The sequence below is a fragment of the Peribacillus sp. NPDC101480 genome (assembly GCF_050277335.1).
Lineage (GTDB): Bacteria > Bacillota > Bacilli > Bacillales > DSM-1321 > Peribacillus.
Window position 1 is genome coordinate 86,045 of record NZ_JBNNSB010000001.1, and the last position, 23,820, is coordinate 109,864.

At 38.9% G+C, this 23,820-nt stretch carries 20 protein-coding genes; 17 read left to right on the plus strand and 3 right to left on the minus strand.

The features are described 5' to 3' along the window. Nucleotides 1–53: 53 nt before the first annotated feature. The 16 genes from ACQKMF_RS00550 to ACQKMF_RS00625 all read left to right on the plus strand — a co-directional run bounded on the left by ACQKMF_RS00550 (nucleotide 54) and on the right by ACQKMF_RS00625 (nucleotide 16,900). Nucleotides 54–1,493 (plus strand): sodium:solute symporter, encoded by a 1,440-nt coding sequence (locus tag ACQKMF_RS00550; protein WP_427571314.1) that lies wholly within the window; start codon nucleotides 54–56, stop codon nucleotides 1,491–1,493. 16 nt (nucleotides 1,494–1,509) lie between these two features. Beyond that, the gene (locus tag ACQKMF_RS00555; RefSeq protein ID WP_427572382.1) at nucleotides 1,510–2,289 is read left to right on the plus strand and encodes a class II aldolase/adducin family protein; all 780 of its coding nucleotides are present in this window, start codon (nucleotides 1,510–1,512) and stop codon (nucleotides 2,287–2,289) included. Between the two features lie 89 nt (nucleotides 2,290–2,378). Then, on the plus strand, nucleotides 2,379–3,368 hold the full coding sequence (locus tag ACQKMF_RS00560) for a D-2-hydroxyacid dehydrogenase (protein ID WP_427571316.1): 990 nt from the start codon (nucleotides 2,379–2,381) through the stop codon (nucleotides 3,366–3,368). A 309-nt stretch (nucleotides 3,369–3,677) separates the two neighbouring features. Beyond that, complete coding sequence (locus tag ACQKMF_RS00565; RefSeq protein ID WP_427571318.1) at nucleotides 3,678–4,547, plus strand: 5-oxoprolinase subunit B family protein; 870 nt, start codon at nucleotides 3,678–3,680, stop codon at nucleotides 4,545–4,547. Then, complete coding sequence (locus ACQKMF_RS00570; protein ID WP_427571320.1) at nucleotides 4,544–5,542, plus strand: biotin-dependent carboxyltransferase family protein; 999 nt, start codon at nucleotides 4,544–4,546, stop codon at nucleotides 5,540–5,542. Before ACQKMF_RS00565 ends, ACQKMF_RS00570 begins: the two co-directional genes overlap by 4 nt. After that, nucleotides 5,535–5,783, plus strand: coding sequence for an acetyl-CoA carboxylase (locus ACQKMF_RS00575; protein ID WP_323599577.1), 249 nt, complete (start codon nucleotides 5,535–5,537; stop codon nucleotides 5,781–5,783). Before ACQKMF_RS00570 ends, ACQKMF_RS00575 begins: the two co-directional genes overlap by 8 nt. 31 nt (nucleotides 5,784–5,814) lie before the next feature. After that, nucleotides 5,815–7,167: an acetyl-CoA carboxylase biotin carboxylase subunit gene (locus ACQKMF_RS00580; protein ID WP_402939886.1), complete on the plus strand. Its 1,353-nt coding sequence runs from the start codon at nucleotides 5,815–5,817 to the stop codon at nucleotides 7,165–7,167. Between the two features lie 5 nt (nucleotides 7,168–7,172). Next, nucleotides 7,173–7,937, plus strand: a complete 765-nt coding sequence (locus ACQKMF_RS00585; RefSeq protein WP_340874632.1) for a LamB/YcsF family protein — start codon at nucleotides 7,173–7,175, stop codon at nucleotides 7,935–7,937. 375 nt (nucleotides 7,938–8,312) lie between these two features. Then, nucleotides 8,313–10,352, plus strand: coding sequence for a sigma 54-interacting transcriptional regulator (locus ACQKMF_RS00590; RefSeq protein ID WP_427571323.1), 2,040 nt, complete (start codon nucleotides 8,313–8,315; stop codon nucleotides 10,350–10,352). Between the two features lie 18 nt (nucleotides 10,353–10,370). Then, nucleotides 10,371–11,246 (plus strand): 5-oxoprolinase subunit B family protein, encoded by an 876-nt coding sequence (locus tag ACQKMF_RS00595; RefSeq protein WP_402939878.1) that lies wholly within the window; start codon nucleotides 10,371–10,373, stop codon nucleotides 11,244–11,246. Next, nucleotides 11,247–12,224 carry a biotin-dependent carboxyltransferase family protein gene (locus ACQKMF_RS00600; protein ID WP_402939875.1) on the plus strand — a complete coding sequence of 326 codons (978 nt, stop codon included), beginning with the start codon at nucleotides 11,247–11,249 and terminating at the stop codon, nucleotides 12,222–12,224. It abuts the gene before it with no gap. 338 nt (nucleotides 12,225–12,562) lie between these two features. Continuing rightward, nucleotides 12,563–12,655, plus strand: coding sequence for a putative holin-like toxin (locus ACQKMF_RS00605; protein WP_220126990.1), 93 nt, complete (start codon nucleotides 12,563–12,565; stop codon nucleotides 12,653–12,655). 253 nt (nucleotides 12,656–12,908) lie between these two features. After that, nucleotides 12,909–13,481 (plus strand): TetR/AcrR family transcriptional regulator, encoded by a 573-nt coding sequence (locus tag ACQKMF_RS00610; RefSeq protein ID WP_137019904.1) that lies wholly within the window; start codon nucleotides 12,909–12,911, stop codon nucleotides 13,479–13,481. Between the two features lie 61 nt (nucleotides 13,482–13,542). After that, entirely contained in the window at nucleotides 13,543–14,970 is a 1,428-nt protein-coding gene (locus ACQKMF_RS00615; protein ID WP_101223383.1) for an MDR family MFS transporter, read from the plus strand. A 207-nt stretch (nucleotides 14,971–15,177) separates the two neighbouring features. Further along, nucleotides 15,178–16,236 carry an alkene reductase gene (locus ACQKMF_RS00620; protein WP_427571326.1) on the plus strand — a complete coding sequence of 353 codons (1,059 nt, stop codon included), beginning with the start codon at nucleotides 15,178–15,180 and terminating at the stop codon, nucleotides 16,234–16,236. A 142-nt stretch (nucleotides 16,237–16,378) separates the two neighbouring features. Next, nucleotides 16,379–16,900, plus strand: a complete 522-nt coding sequence (locus ACQKMF_RS00625) for a topology modulation protein (protein WP_402939869.1) — start codon at nucleotides 16,379–16,381, stop codon at nucleotides 16,898–16,900. Nucleotides 16,901–17,083: 183 nt separating this feature from the next. On the opposite strand, the gene ACQKMF_RS00630 is transcribed toward ACQKMF_RS00625, so the two are convergent. The 3 genes from ACQKMF_RS00630 to ACQKMF_RS00640 form a co-directional block, all read right to left on the minus strand. Further along, a complete protein-coding gene (locus tag ACQKMF_RS00630; RefSeq protein ID WP_402939867.1) occupies nucleotides 17,084–18,490 on the minus strand; it encodes a M20 family metallopeptidase in 1,407 nt (468 codons plus the stop codon). A gap of 36 nt (nucleotides 18,491–18,526) precedes the next feature. Continuing rightward, nucleotides 18,527–19,786, minus strand: a complete 1,260-nt coding sequence (locus ACQKMF_RS00635) for an amidohydrolase (protein WP_402939865.1) — start codon at nucleotides 19,784–19,786, stop codon at nucleotides 18,527–18,529. Nucleotides 19,787–19,904: 118 nt separating this feature from the next. Further along, nucleotides 19,905–21,449 carry an AbgT family transporter gene (locus ACQKMF_RS00640; RefSeq protein WP_402939862.1) on the minus strand — a complete coding sequence of 515 codons (1,545 nt, stop codon included), beginning with the start codon at nucleotides 21,447–21,449 and terminating at the stop codon, nucleotides 19,905–19,907. Between the two features lie 473 nt (nucleotides 21,450–21,922). On the opposite strand from ACQKMF_RS00640, the gene ACQKMF_RS00645 reads away from it, so the two are divergent. Beyond that, nucleotides 21,923–23,227: a hypothetical protein gene (locus tag ACQKMF_RS00645; protein ID WP_402939860.1), complete on the plus strand. Its 1,305-nt coding sequence runs from the start codon at nucleotides 21,923–21,925 to the stop codon at nucleotides 23,225–23,227. Nucleotides 23,228–23,820 lie beyond the last annotated feature (593 nt).

A 23,820-nucleotide genomic window follows, 5' to 3' on the forward strand; every position in this document is an offset into this window, starting at 1 on the left:
CTTCCCTCTTTACAAAGCGAAAGAACAATACAAGCCCAAAAGGAGATGTGTAAATGCATATTTTGGATATATCGATCATGATTCTATATTTTTCTGTTTTAATCATTGTGGGAGTAATCGGATCCAAACGGGCAAAAACAGCAGATGATTTCATTGTGGCAGGACGTAATCTTGGTCATTTTATGTATTTATCCTGTTTAGCTGCTGTGATATTAGGGGGGGCTTCTACTCTAGGAACAGCAAAGTTAGGTTATCAGTTTGGGATATCCGGTATTTGGCTAGTGGTGATGATCGGCCTCGGCATAATCGCTATCGGGTTATTTTTAACAAATAAGATATTTAATTTAAAAGTATTGACGATCAGTGAAATGCTTGAGAAGCGCTACAACTCTCAGACAAGATTGATCAGTGCACTTGTCTCTGTTATCTATACATTCATGCTGACTGTAACGCAAGTGATTGGGATGGGGACGATTTTACATGTTTTGGCTGGCTGGAATTTAACGGTTTCCATGATAGTCGGGGGTGGGATCGTATTATTTTATACAATATTAGGAGGTATGTGGTCAGTCACCATGACTGATGTCGTGCAATTCGTCATCATGACGATCGGCATTTTCTTTGTCATGCTTCCGATGAGCATCTCTAAGGCAGGAGGGTGGGGCTCGCTTAAAGAAAATCTCCCTGCCTCACATTTCGAGTTAGGCAACATTGGCGGAGAAACAATTTTTCAATATTTCCTACTATTTACTCTAGGGGTAGTTGTTGGCCAAGATATTTGGCAGCGTCTTTTTACCGCACGAACCAAAGCTGTTTCTCGTGGCGGAACGGTTGGAGCGGGAATATATAGTGTTTTTTATGCGATTGCAATCAGTATCATTGGAATGTGCGCTTTTATTATCCTTCCTGATTTAGGCGATCCCCAAAATGCATTTACCAGTATAGCGATGGAAACTTTACCTGCTGGCCTATTGGGGGTTGTCATTGCGAGTGTGGTTTCGGCCCTAATGTCCACAGCTTCAGGAACTTTGCTCGCTTCGTCAACTTTAGTTGTTAATGACATTATTAAAAAGTATATCGGTCCGGGAATGAATGAACGTCAATTTTTAAAAACATCCCGAATTACAACTTTAACGATTGGTGTATTGACCATAATCGTTTCGATATGGATTCAAGATATTTTAGTTGCATTGGATGTAGCTTACGCAATTTTATCCGGTGCTGTGTTCTTTCCGATCATCCTTGGCTTCTTTTGGAAAAGGGTCACGGCTACAGCGGCATTTTACTCGATTCTGGCCAGCATGATCGTTATTATTGTCGGATTGGTGATTAATGGACCTTCCTCCACTCAACCAATCCTGTACGGGCTCGCTACTAGTTTTATCGTCATTACTACGATCACTCTCCTAAGTCCGAATAATGATCACAGAAACAAAAGTGAAGTGAAGCAAGATATAAAGGGCAAAGCGGACATGGACACAATGGCTAATTGATGGTCCGGCAAAAAAACTGAGGAGGAAAGTAAAAATGACAAAGACAATTTCCCTGCAACCCGCAACATTCAATACATTGGAAGACGAGCGCATTCACAGGAAGGAACGGTTGGCAGCTTCTTTCCGTCTTTTTTCAAAGTTTGGTTTCGATGAAGGGATAGCCGGCCATATTACGGTCCGTGATCCTAAATATACAGACCATTTCTGGGTTAATCCGTTTGGGATGCATTTTAGTCAAATTTCCGTTTCGGATCTAATATTGGTCAATCATAAAGGTGATATTGTAGAGGGTGAACATTCTGTGAATGGTGCTGCCTTTGCCATTCATTCTGAAATTCATAAAGCGCGACCGGATGCCATTGCAGCTGCACATGCTCATTCAGTCTATGGAAAGACATGGTCTTCCTTAGGGAGATTGTTAGATCCGATTACGCAAGATGCCTGCCAATTTTACAGAGATCATGCATTATTTGATGATTTTACGGGTGTGGTTTACGCATCCGAAGAAGGGAAACGCATTGCTAAGGCTTTAGGTCAATGCAAAGCTGTCATCCTCCGTAACCATGGATTGTTAACTGTAGGCCAGTCTGTAGATTCAGCTGCGTGGTGGTTCATAACGATGGAACGTTCATGTCAAGCACAGATAATGGCTGAGTCTGTAGGTAAGCCTATTTTTATAGAAGAAGAGTATGCAAAGTTAACGGCAGAACAAACGGGAACGGAATATGAGGGATGGCTGAGTTTTCAGCCTCTTTGGGACAGAATCAGAAAAGAGCAGCCAGATTTCTTGAGGTGACCATAAAGCAGGCATGGTCTAATCTGCAACGGATTGTTTTCCCATAAAAGAGGGAAAAGGGTATCGTAGGTTCTTGAGGAGGTTTTATAATGTCCGATTCTAAGAAAACAGCACCTTCACTCTATATCAGGGTCGATATACCGGAAAAATACATCAATCAGTTTAAGGAGATTTGTTCAGAAGTTGTTGTCGAGCCATGGGAGTTCGGTGAACCTGAACCACAACCAACAGTTGATCTATCGAAGTTTGATGTCATTTATACGCTGGGGCTTCATGATAATCTTAACATTATAAAAAAAGCTCCAAATATTAAATGGGTCCATTCAGACACTGCTGGAGTGGAGGCCATGCTGAATGAAGATATACAAAACAGCGATGTCATCATCACCAATGTCAAAGGCTGCACATCTGTCCCAATAGCGGAGCATACCATTGCGATGCTGTCTTCATTAGCAAGAGGTGTACCGACAATGATCAGAAATCAAATAAACAAAACTTGGGTTGAAATTCCTGTGAAAGATCTCGAGAATGCGACAGTGGGGATAATTGGATATGGGGATATTGGCTATGAGATAGCAAAGAGATGTAAAGCACTTGGTATGACCGTTATTGGGTGCCGCCGGAATCCCTCCAAGAGGAACACGGAATATGAACCTGCTGATTTGATAATGGGAATGGATCAAGTGGATGAGGTCCTTTCCAGTTCCGACTTTGTCGTCTTGGCCCTTCCGTTTACAAAAGATACATCATACTTTTTTAATAAAGAACGCTTAAATAAAATGAAAAAAGGCAGCTATGTAATTAATGTCGGCCGAGGTAATACGATTGTTGATGAAGATTTAATTCATGCCTTGAGCAATGGGCACATAGCAGGAGCGGCTCTAGATGTGTTTGAAGTAGAACCTTTACCTAAGGACCATCCTTTCTGGCAGCTGGAAAATGTCATGGTTTCCCCACATAATGCTTACAACTCTTCCAAACACCTAGATCGTGTTATGGAATTATTCCTGAAAAATTTAAAGCTTTATTCTGACGGTAAACCCTTAATGAACGTTGTAGAAAAAAAACTTGGTTATTAGTAGTAATGGACTCTTTGTAAGAAAATACTTTATAGATAGTTTCATTATTGTTGATGAGGACATAAATTGAGAGACCGCAAAAGCCTAGAAAGCTTTGTGGTCTTTTTTATATTTTAGACATTATGAACTAGTAACCAGTTGATTTATTTCATTTTTGAAAGATTATATTTCATTTTTGAAATATTAATAAACGGATTTAGACGATTTGCCATTTAAATAGTCTGAATAATCAACAAATATTATCGTTTTCCGTTTTGGCATGAGAATTGCAATGGTTTAGTATAAATCCAATAAATGAGGTGAAGTCCATTGACCCGTTACGAATATGGCGGTGATGAGTTTATTTTTGTTGAATTAGCTGAGGCAATGAGTCTTGAAACAAATTTTCAAGCAATGGCCATTACTAAGGCGTTACGAAAAGAGAAAGTATCAGGAATTTTGGATATTTGTCCTTCCAATGCTTCCTATATGATTCGGTTTAATCCAGATCTCATTCATCCAGATGACTTAATTTCAAAATTGAAAGAACTTGGACAATCTGTTTCCTTGGAAAACTTTGAAATAACTGCACGTGCAGTAGATGTACCCATATTATTTGAAGATCCTTGGACACATGAGGCATTAATGCGTTTTAGAGATCGACATCAGGATCCAACATCGACAGATATTGAATATGTGGCACATACAAATGGCTTTCAAACAAAAGAAGATTTAATTAAATCAATTACGGATGCCCCTTATCTGGTTTCGATGATAGGCTTTGTACCGGGATTGCCATGGTGCTATCAAATGGTTCCAAACGAGCAGCAAATCGAAGCACCTAAATATGTCCGTCCTCGAACATATACGCCAGAGAGAGCATTCGGATTCGGCGGTTCATTTGCCGTTATATATCCGGTTCAAGGTGCAGGTGGTTATCAATTGTTTGGAACTGCTGCAGCACCGATTTTTCAAAAGGAGCAACGTTTACATGATTTTAAAGAGTCAATGACCTTCCCGAGACAGGGGGATGTTTTTCGATATCGAAGCATTTCCATGGAGGAGTACGAAGATATTCGAAAACAAGTTGAAAATGGGGAATTCCGTTATTTGACGAAGGATATTACCTTTAAACCTAAAGATGTTCTCGAAAATCCAAATGCGTTTTCAGAATCTGTGATTAGGAGGTTATATGCATGATTAAAGTTATTAACCCTGGCCTTCAAACGACTGTTCAAGATTATGGGAGAATAGGCTTTTATGAAGTGGGTATGCCGCCATCGGGAGCCATGGATAAATACTCCTTCAGGGCATGCAACTTTCTTGTTGGGAACGATGAAAATGCAGCTGTTCTCGAGATTACTTATATGGGGCCAATCTTAAAATTCCAACAAGATGTAACCATTGCTATTGCAGGAGGGGAAATACCACCAAAAATTAATGATCAGTATGTTCCAATGTGGGAAACATTAGAAGTTAAGGCTGGAGATGTTCTGTCCTTTGATTTTGTTAAACAAGGAGCCCGGGTGTATTTAGCGGTAGCTGGCGGAATTGAAGTGCCGCTTATTATGGAATCACGGTCCACATATACATTGTGCGGAATTGGAGGTTTCGAAGGAAGATCACTTCAAGCTGGGGACTTTTTGAAAATCGGTAATGCAAACCAATCAAAGATTGCAATCGGAACACGCATAAGTGATGAATTAATTCCGGTTTTCTCAAAAACGAATATAATACGTGTTGTTGTAGGATTGTGCAGTTATCGCCTTACTGAAGAAAGTAAAAGACGCTTTTTCTCCATCGATTGGACGGTTACACCGGAAGCAAACCGTGTTGGCTACCGTTTTAAAGGGGAGCGTTTGAATTTCGTAGAGCGTCAACAACCATTTGGAGCCGGCAGCAATCCTTCAAATGTTGTGGATTTAGGGTATCCTATCGGATCGATTCAAATACCAGATGGTGTCGAACCGATTGCTTTGTTAAACGATGCTGTGACAGGTGGAGGCTATGCGACGATTTGTACAATTATCAGTACGGATTTAGACAAAATGGCACAAATCAAAACAAATGAGAAGGTACGCTTTGTGGCTGTTGACATTAATGAAGCCCTCGAGGCAAGAAAGGAATACAAAGAAAAAATCAATCAAATGAAAAAACAAGTATTAGGACAAATAGGGGGAATCAATCATGGCTGAACAAAAAACAGTTCTATCACCAATTCCAGGAGTATTTTATCGCAAACCCGCTCCTGATAAGGACGTGTACGTAAAAGAAGGAGATACAGTTAAGACTGGTGACGTTCTTGCTATGGTGGAAGTCATGAAAAACTTCTATGAAATTAAAGCAGAAACAGATGGAGTTCTTGCACAATTCTTTGTAGAGGACGAGGACATTCTAGACGCAGGACAGGAAATAGCGGTAATCATTGAACAGTAATCAATTTTGAAGAAGGAAGGAGGAAAAGTAAATGGGCTATTTTAAAAAGGTGCTGATTGCAAACCGAGGGGAAATTGCTAGGAGAATTATTCGTACTTGTAAAAAGGAAGGTATTCAAACAGTCGCTGTCTATTCTGAAGCCGATGCAGAGGCTCCTTATGTCAGTGAGGCGACTGAAGCTGTATGCATCGGTCCTGCTCAAGCGAAAAAGAGTTATCTTGATATTGAAAAAGTGATTCAGGTAGCAAAAGAAACACATGCAGATGCTATTCACCCTGGGTATGGATTCTTATCTGAAAATGCGGAATTTGTACGCAAATGTGAGGAAGAAAATATTGTCTTTATCGGACCTTCTGCGGAAACGATACACATTATGGGCAGTAAGCTTGAAGCTCGTACCCAAATGCAAAAGGCGGGCGTAAGGGTTGTGCCAGGTACGGATAAAAGCATTGAGTCAGTTGACGAAGCATTGCTGATTGCGAACGATCTTGGCTATCCACTCATGTTGAAAGCTAGCGCCGGTGGTGGTGGTATTGGGATGCAGCTAATTCAAGATGATGATGAGTTAATAAAGGTGTTTGATGCGACGAAGCAACAAGCTAATTCATTTTTTAATGATGGTACCGTCTTTTTAGAAAAATGGATTTCAAAACCTCGGCATATAGAAGTGCAAATTGTCGCCGATACACACGGGAATGTCTTGCATTTATTTGAAAGGGAATGTTCGGTCCAGCGTCGAAATCAAAAGGTTATAGAAGAAAGCCCTTCGCCATTTCTAAATGATACCCTTCGAAAAGAATTGTTGGAAGCAGCCATTCGAGGTGTAAAACAAATCGATTATACAAATGTAGGCACAATGGAATTTATTTTTGATGAAAATGAAAATTTCTATTTTCTTGAAATGAATACTCGTCTGCAAGTGGAACACCCAGTAACTGAAGAAATAACGGGACTAGATTTAGTTGAACTACAGTTGAAAATAGCTGCGAAGGAAAAACTGACGATTACACAGGAAGAGATAAACAAAACAGGACACGCGATTGAAAGCAGACTTTATGCAGAAGATCCTAATACTTTCTTTCCTAGTCCTGGTGTAATTTCTAGGTTGAAATTACCCGAAAACGATGTAAGGTTGGATTTTGGCATCGTGGAAGGCAGTGCGGTGACCCCTTTTTATGATCCGATGATCGGTAAAATTATTGTTCACGGAATAACACGTGATCAAGCAATCACAAAAATGCAGAGAGTGCTTGAAGAAATTGAAGTACAGGGAGTTAAAACAAACCTCTTGCTTCTCAAACAAATCATGAAAAATAACCAGTTTATTAGTGGTAATTATACGACTCAATTTTTAGCAGAAAATAAAGTTCAAGTTGAGGGGTGAAAACTATGTATAAGGTAGATTTGAACTGTGATATGGGTGAGAGCTTCGGCCTTTATGAATTAGGCAATGATGAAGAATTAATGCAGCTTATTACCTCAGCTAATATTGCATGTGGTTTTCATGCCGGAGATCCCCATGTTATGAGAAAAACAGTGGAAATAGCAAAGAAATATGATGTAGGGATTGGTGCACATCCAGGTTTTCCAGATTTATTGGGTTTCGGTCGTCGCTTCATGACCTGTACTCCATCAGAAATAAAAGACTATGTGATGTATCAAGTAGGTGCCTTAAGAGAATTCAGTGCAGCAGCAGATGTCAAAATCCAGCATTGTAAACCACACGGAGCTTTATTTATGAAAGCAATGGAAGATAAGACTATAGCACGAGCAATATTAGAAACAATTCATGAAATCGATCCAAATATGATCATATTTGCGCTTAGCCAATCGGAAGTGATGGAAGAAGCGATAAAAATGGGTGTCCCAGTTGCAAAAGAAGCTTATGCTGACAGGGAGCATACTGAAAGCGGATCCATTTTGCTAACGAGAACAGGCGCACGAATCAATGATTATGAAGAAATGGCACAGCGAGTTGTTCGTATGGTCAAAGAAGGAAGAGTCATCACACACGATGGAAAAGACGTTTCCATTAAAGCAGAGACCATTTGTATTCATGGAGATACACCAGGAGCGCCGACTCTGGCTAAAAAAGTTGTAGAGGCTTTAAAAGGGAGTGGCGTCGAGATTGTCCCTATTAATAAGATCATCTAATAAGATACTTGTCCTAAAATGTATATTGGTATAGTAGTGGGGGTCTAATTAATGAACGATGCTCTTTTAAAAAGGACAGTCCTAAAAAAGGATTTATAGATAGTTGACTAGTAAATGACTCCGGTATTGTATGCCGGAGTCATTCTGTTTAGATCCCAATATAACGAATTGTATTGTAATCGCCCTCTAGACTCTCTTCAATTAATTTGTAAACTTCTCAAACTAAGCCGTAGTTATTTCACTAGTTGTTGAAAAAAATTATAGATATAGTTATCCAAATAATCAAAATTATTTTTATATTAAAATACTTCTAAATCCTTAACTGAAAAAAAGTATAATAAAATAAAGATTTCTTAATCGGGAGGGGTGAGTAAGTTGATTATTTGGAACGATATTCTTAAACCGATTTCAGTGTATGTTAATATACATTGCACTATTGGAGCCGTCATTCAAAAATTATCAAATCAAAAAGCGAATATTGTGTTTGTAAAGGATAAGGGGTCTTTAGTTGGCTATAGTACTATTGAGATTCTAATGAACCAAATTGCTCAAAATGAAGACTTATCAAAGCCAATTATCTATAAAAATGATATTTTAAAAGTCCCACAGTTTTCGCCTGTTGAATTTTTCCATAACGTTACTCTTATTATAGGGGAAGATGCCAATGGAGAAATTATCGGCTTCACTACAATTGAACATGCCCGAAATCAAATCAGTGAGCTGAATTTGAAGGATTTAAATATCCTTTTACATGGAGCTGGGGTAGGAATTGTCCGAACGAATATCGATTACCAAATAGAATATATTAATGAAACAGCAGAAAGTATTTTAGGTCTCCACCGCTCATTTTTACAGTTTCGAGACTATAAAGTGTTATTAAGTATCGATAAAAACCTTGATAAAGTAATGACTGGGGAAACTCTTATAAATGTGAACGCTTCTATTAATTTTAAATACACAGTTGGGAATTTTTACCCTTTAAAAATGGAAGATAAAATAAAAGGACTCATTCATATTTTTTTCTCGCGTGAAGTTTTCGAGGATTCTGTTAAAGAATTAGACTTTGTACGAAATCTGAATTCTGATTTACAAACGGTATATGCTTCTTCCCAGGAACAAATTCTCGTCATTGACGAAAGCGGAAAAATCATTCGAGTAGCGGGAATGTTTCTTAACGATTTTTGGAAAGTGGAAAATCCAGAAAACATAATTGGTAAGCATATAAGTGAGTTTACAAGAAAGAACATTTTTCAGCCTAATGTTTTTGAACTATGTCAAAAACAAAAGAAAAAGGTTACATCGATTCAGGATTCTATGGGAAAAAGTAGAGTCTGGTCTGTCGCTACCCCGGTGTACCATGAAGGGAAATTAGAAAAAGTAGTTGTACTTTCAAGGGATATTACACAAGAAAGTCCCTCAATTCATTATCAGTCGGACGAAAGTTCTCAAACTCTACAAGATCATGATGATTTTAACAATAAACAACTTGTTTATCGTTCGAAAACAATTGAGCGCTTAGTAGTAGAGATAAAGCGAGTAGCCCAATTTAATTCGACTATTCTACTGGAAGGTGAATCCGGTGTTGGGAAAGAAGTATTTGTCCACCAAATTCATTCAGCCAGTCCTCGGAGTAACCAGCAGCTAGTCCGGATTAACTGCGGTGCTATTCCAGAGAATCTAATTGAAAGTGAATTGTTCGGTTATGAAAAAGGGGCATTTACTGGTGCAGATAAAAATGGGAAAGCAGGGTTGTTTGAAATTGCTAATAACAGCACGCTTTTTCTCGATGAAATTGGTGAACTTCCTTTAAATATGCAAGTGAAGCTATTACGTGTGTTGCAGGAACGAGAAGTGACTAGAATTGGCGGGACCCATCCGAGACCTGTAGATGTTCGGATTATAACAGCAACCAATAAGGACTTACGAGAGTTGGTGAACCAAGGTGAATTCAGGGAGGATTTATACTACCGATTATATGTTATTCCATTCAGTATTCCGCCATTACGTGAACGAAAAGATGATATCTTTCCCCTCGCCATTTATTTTTTGGAACAATTTAAAAAAATGTATGATATCAAGAAAAGTTTCACCCCAGAAGCCATTGAAGTTCTAGAGACATATTCATGGCCGGGAAATGTAAGGGAGCTTCAAAATATAGTGGAGCGCTTAACATTATTGGGCGAGGGAGAATGGATTAAACGGGAGCATGCATTGAAATTTTTGTACGGGGAAGTTCAAAAAAGGAAAAAACAACTATTAGTTTTAGAATTAATGCCGCTTAAAGAAGCGGTAGAAGAATTAGAAACTCAACTTATTCAAAGAGGGATGCAAAAATACGGCACTGCCGATAAATTATCTAAGGTACTAGGTGTTAGTCCTGCGACAATAAGCAGGCGGATAAAAAAGCTGAAATAACAAAGGGGGCGACAATTATTGTTTAATTTACCTGAAACTCATTTTAATTTCGGAGGAGACGAATACATTTATGCTGAAATTTCTCGTGAAATGAGAATTGAGAGTAACTTTAAAGCAATTGCGGTGACTGAGGAGCTGAGAAAAAGAGAAATTCCAGGCATTATTGATATTGTTTCATCCAATGCCTCCTATTTAGTTCGTTATAATCCGGACATCGTCTCAGCAAGAGATTTATTGGACTATTTAAAAGAAATAGATTTAACGAAAAGTAATCCTGAAAAATTAAATTTATCAGTACGAATAGTAGAAATTCCAGCATGGTACGACGATCCAGTGTCAAGAGAATATTCCCTGCGTTTTAAGAGCAGACACCCGGCCCCTGACTTAACAGATTTTGAATATGTGATGAAAGTAAATGGGTTTACAGACAAAGAATCATTTATTAAAACACATTCAGATACACCCTATTTAATTACGATGGTTGGATTTCTGCCTGGAACGGGTTGGCATTTTCCGCTTGGATTAAAGCCAAATGAGATCATTCAAGCACCAAAATATAATAGTCCCCGTACAGAAACGCCGGAAAGAAGCATTGGTATAGGTGGTGCATTCAATGTGATTTATCCAGTCAATGGACCAGGCAGCTATCAACTAATAGGACGATCAGCTATCCCTTTAGTAGATAAAATAAACCCTTTAGAAGAGACTTCCTTTTTGGCAAGACCCGGAGATATATGGAAGTATCGTCCTGTTAAGGAATCTGAATATAATGAGATCGAAAGCAATGTAAGTACTGGAACGTATATTAATAAAGTAAAAGAAATTGATCTTTCGCCACTTGAATATGTACAAAAAGGAAAAAAGTATATCGATGAGCTCATGGAGGGTTTTTAAATGATAGAAATTAAGGAGCCTGGGTTATGGAACACGGTACAGGACATGGGACGCGTCGGAAAGTATCATCTGGGTGTACCGCCATCAGGAGCAGCTGATAAATATTCATTTATTATCGGAAACCTACTAGTAGGAAATCCAGCTGAATTTGCATCACTTGAGATGACATTATTAGGGGGAAAGTTTGAAATTCATAGAAATCTAATTATCGCCCTCACAGGTGCTCCAATGGAAGCATACTTAAATCACCATCGATTATCTTTCTGGGAAGCCCATAAAGTAAAAGAAGGAGACATCTTAACGATAAAAGCTTGCCAACAGGGGGTGAAAAGCTATTTAAGTATCTCTGGTGGCATAAAGGTTCAAGATGTTTTAGGTAGTAAATCAACCTATGAACTAAGCCAGATTGGGGGCTTTGATGGCAGAAAGTTAGCTGTAGGCGATAGAATACAGATTAATGAGCCACTGCCGGGAGCTTCAAAGCAGGTTGGTAAATCTGTTCCACTAGAATTCGTCCCAACCTTTAATGACTTTCAAGAATTACGTGTCACGATGGGGTTATCAGGTTACTTGTTGAGCGATCAGGGGTTAAAAACTTTTCTCAATTCGGAATGGATCGTTTCGCATGAATCCAACCGGGTCGCTTACCGATATACTGGCCCAAGTGTGACATTTACTGAGCAATACCCACCATTCGGTGCAGGAACTAGTTTTTCGAATGTAGTTGATTTTGCGTATCCTATAGGATCTGTTATGTTTACAAATGAGGAAGAACTGATTGTTTTACATAATGATGCAATGACAGGTGGTGGTTTTGTCACAATAGGCACCGTCATAAGCCAAGATTTAGATTTAATTTCTCAATCTAGACCTTTATCGAAATGTCACTTTATCACAGTTACCATTGATCAGGCCATCCAAGCGAGAGCAGAAAGAAGAAAAAATATGGAAAAGTTGTTCGGCCTTATTAAAAGGTAAGTAATGACTTAAACTTAAACTTTAACTTTGGACCAACATAATAAACTCATTCTATAACAGGAGCAAAGTGTATGAGTGTATATGATGTGGCTCAAAAAACACTCGATAACAGAAGCGGAAATCAAGAGCTTATTGTCAATAAAGAGTTTAGATTGAAGTCGTTCCAATAAATATGTACTTTTGATTCCAAGGAATATGATTACTACGTGAGCACCTCTTACTGGGGTTGCTCTTTTTTATTATTAATGCATATACCATTGAAAAGCCAGTACTTTATGTTTTCTTGTATAGGACAATCTCTGATCAGGAAAAGCTGGATATAAGGAGGCGATGTATGAATGGGTACTTTCGAAGTTATTTCCCTGATGCTAAGCTTTGGCATGTTTGTAATTGCTATTCTTGATTTCAAAAATCATGACAAGAATCCTTGAAGATATTGAGCCAGGACGATGTGTTTGATTAATAATGGAAGCGTTTTAAAAAATGCCGGGTTGTTTAAGAAGGTATTGATTTTCTCGATTTTTTAAACTTGCAGAGAACACCATTAGGAGGTGTTCTTTTTTGTTTTCAATGAGTTTTAATCGCATATTCAATGCATACATAAGTATCATCTTTGACAAAACAATGATATACAAGTATAGTCTCTAATAGACCGGTTGATATAATTCAAGGAGTGATCCAGCTATGGCAGAGAAACGAAACTCTAAAGACATTCTTATTGAAGCTGCTTCCCGACTTTTTCGAATACGTGGATATTATGGTGTAGGGCTTAAAGACATTATTGAGGAAAGTGGAATCCCAAAAGGTTCTCTGTATCATTATTTTCCGAAAGGCAAAGAAGAATTGGCGATAGAGGCGATAATTCATACTAAAGAATTCGTGATAGATGAAATTCAACGGGGCTTTGATGAAATCGATGACCCCATCAAAGCCATTCAGGCTCATATTTTTCAATTATCCGAGGTATTTGGGGATAGTGAAAATCTATTAGGACTGCCAATCGGAACGATTGCAGCGGAAACATATACGACGAGTGAGCAGATAAGAACGGCCTGCCAAGAAGCGATAGAAGATTGGCAATCCATATATGTGAAGAAATTACTCGAGGCGGAATTCAGTGAGAAACGGGCAAAAGAATTGAGTATCGTAATTAATGCTTTGATTGAAGGAGGTATCCTTTTATCCTTAACGGCCAAAAGCGGGGAACCTCTCCAAGCCATTGCCGAACAGATACCATTATTGCTGATAAATAAATAAGTCATGCGGAAAAATTATCTTAAGCTTAGGTCGAACAGTTAGTAATTGGAGGAAATATTTTATGTCTACAGATGCAACACAGCAACAAAAACCAGTCATTAGAACGACTCCCATTTTAATTGCATTTTTAATTGCAGGGTTCATTGGGTTATTCAGTGAGACGGCATTAAACATGGCTCTGGGTGATCTAATACAAGAGTTCAATGTTAGTCCTTCCACCGTGCAATGGCTGACAACGGGTTACCTATTAACATTGGGGATATTGGTTCCCGTTTCGGGACTCTTGATTCAGTGGTTCAATACTCGTCAATTATTCATTGCCTCAATGGTATTCTCCATCATTGGGACGCTCATTGCAGCAATTGCACCTGGGTTCGGCATCTTGATGCTAGCCCGTGTCATCCAGGCAATCGGAACGGGTCTTTTATTGCCTCTCATGTTCAATACCATTTTATTGATTTTCCCTATTCATAAAAGGGGAGCGACGATGGGATTGATGGGGCTGGTGATCATGTTTGCCCCAGCAATCGGGCCGACAGTTTCAGGTTTGATTATTGAAAACCTGAAGTGGAATTACATTTTCTGGGTGTCTTTGCCGTTCTTTGTGATCGCTTTACTATTCGGTCTCAAGTATATGCAAAACGTTTCAATAATCACCAAACCTAAAATTGACGTACCATCCATTATTTTATCAACCATTGGTTTTGGCGGAATTGTTTATGGCTTTAGCATTGTCGGAGAACAAGGATGGAGCAATGCGATAGTTCTTTCCTCTATCATTGTCGGACTTATAGCGCTCTTCCTGTTTGCTGTAAGACAATTCAACATGGATAAACCGATGATTGACTTGCGCGTTTTTAAATACCCGATGTTCACATTTGGTTTAATAACCGTCTTCATCACCTTCATGATCATCATGTCATCAATGATTCTCTTACCGCTATACCTGCAAACCGGGCTTGCATTAGCTGCATTTTCTGCTGGGCTGGTACTATTACCGGGTGGAGTGCTTAATGGTATCATGTCTCCGGTTACGGGGCGCATTTTTGATAAGTTCGGGCCAAGAGGGTTAGTGATCCCTGGCTTCATTATCATGATTGTCATGTTATGGACCTTGACGAACGTAACGACTGAAACGACGATCATTATGGTAGTCGTCATGCATTCCCTCCTTATGATTGGTGTTTCGATGGTCATGATGCCGGCCCAGACAAATGGGCTGAATCAACTGCCGAAAAATCTTTATCCGGATGGAACTGCTCTAATGAATACATTGCAACAAGTATCAGGGGCTATCGGTACAACCGTTGCCATTACAATCATGTCAGCATCCCAAAAAAATTATATGGCAAATGCAGAAGATCCGTTCGATCCATCTGCCATTAGCGGTTCATTGACTGCAGGCGTTCAAGATGCCTTTATTTTCGGTCTTGTCCTTGCAATCATTGGTTTGATCGTGTCTTTTTTTATCAGAAGAGCACGAGACTGATAAGATATTAATGAAGAAAAATAAATTAGCCAGCAGGGAAAGTAATTTTCTCTGTCTGGCTTTTTCATTGGTCTTTATTACCATATTTTATCAAAAGCGCTAAAATCAGAGTGAATTATTTGAAAATTAACCACTTATCGGATAATCTTACACAATGAAAGTTACTAAAATTTAGCTCAGGTAAAGCGGTTAACGGGAGGAACTTATATGAAAACAATAAAAACCAAAATGTTTGAACCTGTAACAATAGGTGCATGGAACTTAAAAACAAGAACGGCTATGGCTCCTATGACACGTTCGTTTGCCGATAACGAAACTGGTGTTGTGAATGACCTGACCGTAGAATATTACCGAAAACGGGCTCAAGATGGAATCGGACTTATCATTACTGAAGGTGTAGTGATTTCACCAAGAGCAAAGGGCAATCCTGGAGTTCCCGGTATATATACTCAAGAGCAAATCAACGGCTGGAAAAAAGTAACGGAAGCAGTACACGCTGAAGGCGGAACGATTATTGCGCAAATCTGGCATGTGGGCCGTGCAAGTCACCATGAAATTGCAGGAGGACTTCCTCCGCAGGCTCCGTCACCTATCGCTGCAGAAGGTAAGGTTTCACGATTCGGCAAACCTTTTGACACTCCTGAAGAAATGACAGAGACGGATATTGCAGAAGTTGTGAACCAATATAAACAAGCTGCAAAGAATGCAATGGTTGCTGGTTTTGACGGCGTTGAAATTCATGGTGCACATGGCTACTTAATAGACCAGTTCAATTCTGACACCTCCAATGAAAGGACCGATCGGTACGGTGGTGATTTAAAACAGCGTCTGACATTTATGAAGGAAGTGCTAAAAGCAGTTATTGATGCGATTGGAGTGGAACGTACCCTTATTCGTTTCTCGGCTTTGAAAATTGACCAGCCGTCTTACATGTGGGAAGACCCTGAAAAAGCGATCCAAACATTTATTGAAGCGTTCAATGAAACAGGAGTCAAAATGATTCACCCATCCACGATGGAATTTACCAAACCGATTGCAAGAGGATTGACCATGCATGAATTGGTACGCAGCCACTGGGATGGAATCATAGTCGGTGTGGGCGGGCTTGATCCTGAAACAGCAGAAGCAGCACTGGAAAAAGGCATCATTGACGTTGCGGCGATTGGCCGTCCGCTTATAGCCAACCCGGATTATCTGGCACGAATTAAGAAAGATGAAAAACTTGTTGATTACGAGGTAAAGAAACATTTAGGGCATCTGATTTAATAGAGATAAAATGTAAGGCTGGCTTGTTCTTTGACAGGACGCCGCAGCAACCATACTTCATTTTCTAAAACTGATGCGATTCTTCTTCAAGAAGGGTCGCCTTTTCTTATGAACATAAAAGGGGAGAGTGGATGGTATATCAATGGAACGTATCATGGTTATCGGAGTGTCCGCGGGTGTCGGAAAATCTACTTTTGCAAGAAGGCTTGGAGATCATTTGAATATCGAAGTATATCATTTGGATACATTCTACTGGAGGCCTGGCTGGGTGGAGGCTCCTTTAGAGGCTTTTATTTCTGCCCAGAAGAAGGTATTAAGTCATGACAAGTGGATAATGGAGGGCAACTATAGTAATTCTTTTAATTTACGTTCGGAGCTTGCCGATACGATTATTTATTTAGAACTTCCTCTCCGTGTTTGCCTTTACCGGGTTATAAAACGTTGGTTGTCTAATATAGGTAAAACAAGGCCGGATATGGGCAAAGGCTGCAATGAAAAATTAGACTGGCAGTTTATTAAATTTATCATGACCACCTATTTTCCTCGCAAGAAAGAAATGAAAGCCAGATTTGCCGATCTTCAAAAGAGTGACCCTGAAAAGCTAATAGTTATTTTAAAAAGCAAGCACGAAATTGAAGGATATCTGTTGAATGTGATGGAATAAGCTTTTTTACCACTTAATTTTAATGACACTTAGAGATGTTAGAAACTGCTCTTAACAAAAATTTGGAATTAATATAAAGACCAAACGGAAAAGGGATCTTCCAATCGAAGATCCCTTTTTATACCATGAACTAAATGGCCGTATATGCAAGGGGCGATTACGGTAACCCACTAATCTAGTCTATCATCTTTTAACTAAAGGCTTTACATCTTGCGGAATAGGGGAGATATAGCTTTTCCCTTGTAATCGTTCTTTTAGCTCCGTTTTTGCCTTTTCAACTAATTCTGGATTTTGAAGCACTTCTACTGCAGTTGCCGCAATAACCTTGCCAGCATGAAGCATTCCTTTATGGGCAATGGATGTTGATCCTAGTGTAACCCACTGCCAGCTATGCAAAGGTGACCCAAGAACAAAACAAGCTGTTGTGCATTGGGCAGTAGGAACAATCCAACTAACATCTCCCACATCCGAGGAACCTGTTAATGGCGCTTGGAGGCCCTCGATGGGTTCTAACCAATTTGCCAATGCATCATCTTGATTATCTTTAAAAGGATTGATTGTACTGTTCCTTTCTTGTTCGGTTAAGGTGGCGCGGACTTCTTTGGCAAGCTGTTTTTCCTTATCATCGTGTTGTGGAATACCTAATTCTTGAAAATTCTTGTACATGACGGATTCTAGCACATTGTTTTGGATAACATTGGAACAGGCTTTGTCGAAAACGATTTCTAATTCAGTTCCTGTCATAAGGGCAGCTCCTTTAGCAATATTACAAACTCTCAAGTAAATATCTTGAACTTGTGAAACTTCTGGAGCTCGTAATAAATAAAGAACTTCTGCATCTTGTTGGACAACATTAGGCGATAATCCACCTGAATTCGTTATTGCATAATGGACTCTTGCTTCTTGGATGATATGCTCTCTTAAATAGTTCACACCAACATTCATAAGTTCTACCGCATCTAAAGCACTCCGTCCCAAATGTGGTGATGCTGCTGCGTGGGAGCTTTTCCCTTTAAATTTATAATACACTTGGAAATTTGAAAGCGAATCCATCGACATAACGCCGTTAACATCCAGTGGATGCCAACAAAATGCAAAATCAACGTCATCGAACAAACCTTCTCTGACCATGAAGGTTTTGCCTGATCCGCCTTCTTCTCCAGGACATCCATAATAACGAACTGTCCCATTTATATGATTCTCTTTCATATAATCCTTCACTGCAACAGCTGCAGCTAAAGATCCCGTACCAAGTAAATTGTGGCCACATCCATGGCCATTTTCACCTTGTACTATTGGCTCTTGTTTAGCTGTAGCTTTTTTTTGACTCATTCCTGACAGCGCATCAAATTCCCCCATGATTGCCACAACGGGTTTACCAGTTCCAAAGCTGCCAATGAATGCCGTTTCTATGTTTCCAACACCTTTTTCAACAGAAAATCCTTCGTTCTCTAAGGTGCTGCATAGCAATTCAGCAGATTGATACTCTTCAAAGCGTGTTTCAGCAAAATTCCATATACGATCACTGACTTCAATGAATTTTTCTTTTTTTTGTTCAATGATTTCCGATAATCTATTTACATCTGTCATTTTACACTCTTTCCTTCCTATATATATTCTGAAGAATTATTTTAATAGGCGTCTTGCAATTAGATTCAAAAGTTCTGCACACCTTGGTAAAACCTCTTCTTGAATATCAAATTTAGGGTGGTGATGTGGTGCAGGAATATCAGTCCCGATAATCATATATGTCCCTTTTCCGCCATTATCCTGTACTCTTCGAATCATAAAACTTGCATCTTCGCTACCAGCAGAACCGGATTCCCTGCAAGCTTTTATTGTTGAAAAACCTTCTACATTCCTGGCTTCTTCCATGGCCAGTTCGATAAGTTCTTGATCACAACGAATCGTAATTGCTTGACCTATAATTTCAATTTCATGTTCAAGCTCATGCATACCTGCACTATGAGCCACGATATTTCGAACACGTTGCTCCACTTCAGCATTTGTTTCTTCGGATACAGAACGGGTTTCAATGATCATTTCTGCATGCGCTGGAATAATATTAGCGGCTGTTCCTCCATTAAGAACACCTACGTTCACGCGGGTAGAGCCTGAACTGAATCTTGGAATGGCATGAATATTTAACAATGCGGTGGCTGCTCCTAATAATGCATTTTTACCTTTTTCAGGAGAAGCACCTGCATGAGAAGATACCCCATGAAAATGGGCAGTCATTTTCGTACTTGCTAAAAAGCCGGAAGACCCACCGTGAAATTCTCCCAGAGGGACATCTGTGCCAAGGTGCAGACAATATATATGATCCACATCATCCAAAATTCCTTTTTGTACAATTGAATAGGCACCACGTACACCTTCTTCAGCTGGTTGAAAAATAAGCTTTACCGTTCCTGCGAAATTGCCATCCGCTAATTTTTCAGCAAGCCCTAAGCCAATTGCCGTATGGCCATCGTGTGCACAGGCATGCATATTGCCCTCATATTTGGAACGAAAACCGTTTATTTGTGGGAAGTGGTCAGAATCAGTACTTTCCGTAACAGGCAATGCATCCATATCAAATCGGAAAGCGACAGTTGGGCCATCAGTTTTACCTTTTAATATACCGATGACGGCAGTATATCCGCCCTCCATTTCTTGGAGGATTTTTGGATTGGCGCCATCTTGTAATGCTCTATTAAATGTTTCCTCTAATACTTCTATAGGGGGGACTCCACGGCGAGAATCACCATCTAAAGCATCTTTGCCAAATATCACGTTATATTTCAGAGAAGTTAGTGCTTCTACTACCTTTGAAGCAGTTCGAAATTCCGTAAAGCCAACTTCTGGATGTTGATGAAGATCACGTCTTAAAGAAATAATATCCAATTCGTTTCACTCCTAATTTATTTGATGATAATTCATATAATACGATTTGTTGTTTAGACCAAGCAGCACAGCCCCTCAAGTCGCTTAAGGGGCATGCGAGGCGCTTGAGATTTTTAAATTACGGTAATTTCGGATATACTCCGGGACCAATTGGGAGGCCAAGGAAATACCAAACAACTACCAATAGCGTCCAAATGATGAAGATGATAATCGGATAAGGCAATATAAGAGAATAATAAGTTCCTAGTTTTGCATCTTTTCGATACTCTTGTAAGAAACTTAAGAATAGTGGGACAAATGGAGATACAGGAGCCAATGGCAGTACAGATGAATCTGCTACCCTGAACAACATTTGGGCGAAGGCAGGATGATAGCCTAATACCATGAACATTGGGACAAAAACGGGTGCCAATATAGACCATATTGCAGATCCGCTGGCAATGAACATTGAAAGAAGTCCAGATAAGAACATTAGCCCAATTAGGACAGGTGCACCTTCTATGTTTAGCTGTTCCAAGAGATCTGTGATGGATAAAGCCAAAAATTTACCCATATTACTCCAGTTAAAGCAAGCGACAAACTGGGAAAGCGGGAAAACCATGATAATGAATCCGGCCATTCCTTTAATTGGGTCTACTAATAATTCCGGAATGTCATTTTGTTTCTTAATCGCTCCCACCTTAACTCCATAAGTAATAGAAACTGTAAAAAAGAAGAGTAAGATGATTGCGACAATTCCAGACATGAATGGCGAGGGGAGAATCGCTCCAGTTTCTGGATTTCGTAATAGAGCTCCTTCTGGAACGACTAGAACGGCCATAACAGCAATAAAAATCAATGCTGAAATACCTGTAGCCAGGAGTGCTTTGTTTTGTTGCTTCGTTAATTGCTCCAATTTCTTATGCTGACCGCTACCTTCATACTTTCCTAAGCGCGGCTCGACAAATTTATCTGTAATCAAGGATATAACTACCGTGAGTACGAGAACGGAAGTCGCCATAAAGAACCAGTTATCAGTAACATTAACGGTCAAATTTCCATTCATGCCTTTCGCTACTTCCGAACTAATTCCTGAAAGCAGGACATCTGTTGTGACGATTAATAAGTTGGCAGTGAAACCTGAACCAACCCCAGCGATGGCAGCAAGCAACCCAGCAACAGGGTGCCGTCCCACAGCAAGGAAAATTAGAGCACCAAGGGGAGGCATAATAACAAGCGCTGCATCAGAAGAAACATGACTAAAAAAGGCAACAAATACAACTAAATAACTAGCGTATTTCCCTGAGACTTTTAACGACATTTTCCGAATCAAAACTTCTAACAATCCAACTTTTTCTGCTAATCCTACTCCTAGCATAAGAGCTAAAATAGATCCCAGTGGTAAAAAGCCGGAAAAGTTTTTAATCATATTCGGCAAAATCCATTGGATGCCTTCACGGCTTAAGAGGTTTTGAACTTCCACTCTCTCTCCACTTATGGGATCCGATGCCGAAACATGGAAAACTGATAAGAGAGCGGTTACAACAAATAAAAAAGCAATCATATAAATAAATAAGATAAAGGGGTGGGGGATTTTGTTTCCTATTCGCTCTACTCGATTGAAAAAACCACCCGTTTTATGATTTTGAAGATTAGTTGTATCTTTAATTACTTTTTGTTCCATTACATTCTCCTCCTAAACCTTCTTCCATTTGTAGTTTGTGCGTTTTGCACCATTCCATTTATAAACTTTTTCTCTAAACATGCCTTAAACTCAAATTACCGTCTTTCATCCTTTGAGAACTTCATTAATTCCTTCCAATATACTGATTTTTAATTAACGAATATTTAACGCTATTTTCGTTAAATGTATTATATAATTAAGAATAATCTATTTCAATAAAATTTTCAGAAAAAAGAGAAATTATTTTCTGGTAATTATTGTTAAAGAAACGATAGGATTCGAAACCTTTGAGTCAAAAAGTCCTGCCACTCTTGAACTCACGATAGATAGGAAAGCATATTAAGCAGCACCGTTTATTAATGTCAAACGGTGCTTTACATGCTTTTATATTTGGCTCTCATTTTTATTCCCTGATAGGGGTGGTTATTTTGATATAATAAAACTAATAGTATGATGTAGGGGGTTAAATAAACTTGTATAAAATTGGGGTTGTAGGTCCACTTTCATCTATAAAGAAAATTCGGGATGTTACTAATGAATTTGAACATGAAATAGATTTTATTGATTTTCCATATGAAGATGCACGTGAGGTAACGGACATTATAAAGAAACACCAAAGTACAGTAAATGGTTGGTTTTTCTCTGGACCAGTTCCTTATAGAATAGCAAAAGGAATGTTGGATTCAGAGGCCAATTTTACATATTGTCCTCCCGTAGGATCTAGTTTATATAGATGTTTATTACAAATGTCTGCAGATCAAAAACATTTTTTCGATAAGTTATCCATCGATATGATTCGATTGGAAGACTTTTTTCTGCATGAGTCACTGCAAGAGCTAGGGATTTCCACCGAACATATTTATGTAAAAACATTTGATGAACAATATGATTATCAAGAAATTGTTCAATTTCATCTTCAGTTATGGAGGGAAGGGGAGATACATGCTGTCCTAACCGTTTTACAATCTGTATATGAGGCCTTGAAAAAAGAAAATGTTGCTGTCTACAAAATAAATATGACAAAGATGGAAATTCGGCAAGCGGTCAAGATTTTGATTGAAAAAGCAAAAAGCACCTATTTTAAAGATAGTCAGATAGGTGTAGAGATTATTGAAATTGATCAGTTTGATCAATTTGTGGACGAGGTTAATATTCGTTATCATCTTCAACATTTGGAGCTGAAAATTAAACAAACCTTGCTTTCATTTTGCGAAAAATTAGATGGATCACTCATAGAAAATGGAAACGGCCGCTATCAAATATTTAGTTCACGCAAGGCAATTGAACGGGAAATTGGCAGCTTGCAAAGTACTGTTCAATTACTGGCCCTTGAAATGGATGTCTCAGTTGCAGTGGGTATTGGTTTTGGCGAGACGGCTGCATCGGCAGAAATCAATGCCCGCAAGGCAATCCGTCATTCGAAGAAGCAAGACAGTTCCGGAATTGTTGTTATCCAAGAAGATGGTGTAATGATTGAATCCGTAGGTCAAGAAGAACAATTGGCATATACCTTCCGTTCTAATGATAAAGAACTGCTGGATAAATTGAATCAGGCTAACATTAGTATAAAAACGTATAAAAAGATAGAAGCATTGGTTGATCGTATGGGCTGGGACGGCTTCACCTCCTCAGACTTAGCTTCTCATTTATCCATGACCGTTCGAAATGCCCAGAGAATTATGAGTAGTTTGAGTGAAAGCGGTTTAGTGGAGTACAAAGGAGAAGAACTTCAATCACCTCGGGGAAGACCTCGTAAAATATATATGTTAAAGAAGTAACACCTCGACCTTCTTATTATCATGTAAATGCAATCGATTTATGGTGAAAGTTTTGAAGGGGATTCTCATTAGTAATGAGTTTGATTATCTGGATCTAGTCATTTAAACTTTATTTTAACCTAGAGAGCTGAAAATCAGCTCTTTTTCTTATGGTGCAATATCAAAAAGATGTTCCTCTATCATTCGTATATGTAAAAATACCAGAACAGTTATAAATGATAGTAATATCGTTATTCAATTTAGGGAAAGTAAACGTTGATTTGCAACGAACTATATAGAAAGCTGACTTGTAAACCTCTCATTAAAAGCTTATACAACGTATTTTTCCTTCATGTTGCATGATAAAATGATACATAAGAGAAAAAATTTGGCGTGGGTATGAATACAACTATATATTATACCATCGCTACCACTCTTTTCTTTTTTCTGCTGATATGATCAAGAGTAACAAAAGAAATAATAACCAGGGCTCATACAAATTGAGCAATATTTAGACAGCAGAAAAATTAGGATTACGATATCATGACTTGGATTAAACCAGGATATTCTAGAAAGAACAATGAATCTATTACAGATGGTAAAGGAAGTCGATT